Origin of the sequence: uncultured Veillonella sp., assembly GCF_915069625.1 — a bacterium.
Taxonomy (GTDB): Bacteria; Bacillota; Negativicutes; order Veillonellales; family Veillonellaceae; genus Veillonella.
Map to the genome: position 1 here is coordinate 1 of NZ_CAJZFD010000213.1, position 2,607 is coordinate 2,607.

The following is a 2,607-nucleotide window of genomic DNA, read 5'->3' on the forward strand; positions in this document are numbered from 1 at the left end:
TAACATAACCTTTTTTCAAGGCACCGATGTTAACTTTGGATGTACGACGACCACCAAGACCGAACAAGGCATCTGTTGCGATGTCCGCTGCTACTACGCCAGTGAATGTGAAAGCAAGGCCACAACGCAAGAATTGTTTCATATTGCTTTCCCAATCGCCATCTGTACCTACGCAAGTACGATGATATGCATCAAATGCTTCATTATACGCAGAAATAGGCAAGATATCCAAGTTTTTCCATACTTCACGACGTTCAGCTGGAGCTAACGCTGTAATTGTTTTATATTCGCCAGGCAATGCACGGCTCAAATCTTCGAGCAATACATCTGCCAAGTCATTAGCCACTTCTTTTAAGGAACGGCCTTCTTCAGGGATATTGAAAGCTTTACATACAGTACGAATTTTTTCTTCACCCATAATTGGAATATCCAATTGGTCATTAGCGGCAGCTTTCAAGGAAATCAAGATTTCACGAGCATGCGCACCGTGTTGAGTCAAGCCACCTGCAGCAGCGCGTGTCATATTACGAGCTACGATAAGGTCAGCATCAGCACCGCAGACACCACGAGGGCTCTTAGGTGTAATTTTACATGGACCCATGAAGCAGATACGGCAACATACGCCTGCAATACCGAAAGTACATTGTGGTTGTTGTTTATCAAAACGGTCAAATACTGTATCGCAACCAATTTGCTCCATGCGAAGAATCATTTCGCGTACAGCTGGATCTGGTGTTTGTTCGATAACATCTTGTTTTGTAGGCCAAGTTTTACGATATTCTGCAACAGCTTTCATGTAGTCGTTTACGCCATGTTCATGAGGTACCCCTGGTTCATGAGTGTGTGGCACCCATTTATCCGTTGGCATAGCCTTTGCATGACTATGGTCATAACCATGTTCATGATCGTGATGATGATCATGGTCGTGATCGTGATGGTGACCGCCACAATGGCAGTGGTCATGGTCATGGTGATGATGGTCATGATCATGATGGTGATGATGATGTTCACCATGGCTATGGTCATGGGTATTTTTATTTTCCACATCTTTACTCATAATAAACCTCCTAGGGGCCTACGTAGGCCAACTGACAATAACAAGAAAACATATTCTACTTTTATGCAAGTTAATTCCACCTCAACGATGGGTTTTAAATCCTATCTTTAAAATATGTTTTAAACTACTATAAGTATATTTTCTAGAAGGACATTTGTCAATTAAATTTTGAGAAATTTTTGACTCATTTACCTCCATAAATCATTATAATAACTACATTTATCAAATTCGATACTTTCAGATTTCCTTCATAAAGCAAAAGAGTCTAATTCCTGTAACTTACAGGAATTAGACTCTTTTGCTTTATATAATACCTTAGTTATATATTTATATATCCAAATTATTATTTGCTAGTAGCATTAAATTCGCCAATATTCCATCTGTATAATTTATAAAAATTGTTGCATAATCTGCGCCACTTCAGCTAGATGGAATCGCTTAGCTCTATCCGATCGTGCAACCAATACTAACTGACGGAAACACAATTTCGATGCAAGAGGATAAAATTTAACTTTATCATCATCGCCCTTGCTATTTAATGTGCTTGGCAAGAAGGTAATACCATAGTCATCCTCCACCAAGGATCTACAAGTATCCAGATTTTCAGAGCCAATAACTGCTTTAGGTACGAAGGATTCAGCCTGACATAGACGATTTACCAAAGTTCGCAACTTAAGGCCTTCTCTTATGAGAATAAACGGAAATGCTCCAAAGGGTGCTATTTCATGAATTCCATCCGGTGTCATAAGCGAATCAGCAATAGCTATGGCTTTTTTATTTTCTACACTAACGGCCAATAGAATTTGCTCATCTAGTACAGGATAGCTTTCAAGAGCTTGAGAATAAATCGGTGTAGGAAACAACCCTACATCTACCAAGCCATCACAAATTTGTTGTTCCAAAAAATGGGACTCTCCTTCTACTACGTGGAATTCCCAAGAAGGTTCAATTTGTTGAAAGCTCTTCAATGTTTTTCCCAACATATGGTGGCCATAGAATTGAGACAACCCAATACGAACATGGTAAGCCGCATCAGACCCTTGATTAATGATAGACTGCGTTAAAGCCTCTACCTTTCCTACTAAGGGCATCCCCTCTTTAGCAATCTGTAAGGCTGCAGCCGTTGGTACAACCTTTGTCCGATCTCGAGCAAATAAAGGCACTCCTAACTCAGCCTCAATACGACGAATACTTTGACTCAACGCTGGTTGAGAAATATATAGTTTTTTAGATGCCTTTGAAAATGATGCCATCTCGACGATGGTACTTATATATTTAATATCCTTTATATCCATAGAAACACCTTATAACAAAACATTATGATTTTATTATTATTCACGGTGCAGGCTTATTGAATGGAGAAAAAGTAACTCCCTTACTTAAGAACCGTATTGACAAAGCCGTAGAGGCTTATCGTCAGTCGTCCAATCCCAACGTTAAACTCATTGCCAGTGGAGGTCGAGGTGGGGACGAGAAAATTTCTGAAGCTCAGGCAATTTGTAATTATTTGATGGAAGAGACGGATGTTCCGAGAGAAGCGATTCTCCTAG

2 protein-coding genes and 1 pseudogene are annotated in these 2,607 nt (G+C 39.8%); 1 reads left to right on the plus strand and 2 read right to left on the minus strand.

What is annotated here, in order from left to right; translation table 11 throughout:
* Positions 1 to 1,057 (minus strand): annotated as a pseudogene (locus QZ548_RS08965) (carbon monoxide dehydrogenase); the annotation flags it as partial.
* Positions 1,058 to 1,446: 389 nt separating this feature from the next.
* On the minus strand, positions 1,447 to 2,352 hold the full coding sequence (locus QZ548_RS08970; protein WP_119209424.1) for a LysR family transcriptional regulator: 906 nt from the start codon (positions 2,350 to 2,352) through the stop codon (positions 1,447 to 1,449).
* A 56-nt stretch (positions 2,353 to 2,408) separates the two neighbouring features.
* Between QZ548_RS08970 and QZ548_RS08975 the strand changes: the two genes are divergently transcribed.
* Positions 2,409 to 2,607, plus strand: a 199-nt coding sequence (locus QZ548_RS08975; protein ID WP_295869820.1) for a YdcF family protein, incomplete at its 3' end; no start/stop codon positions are given.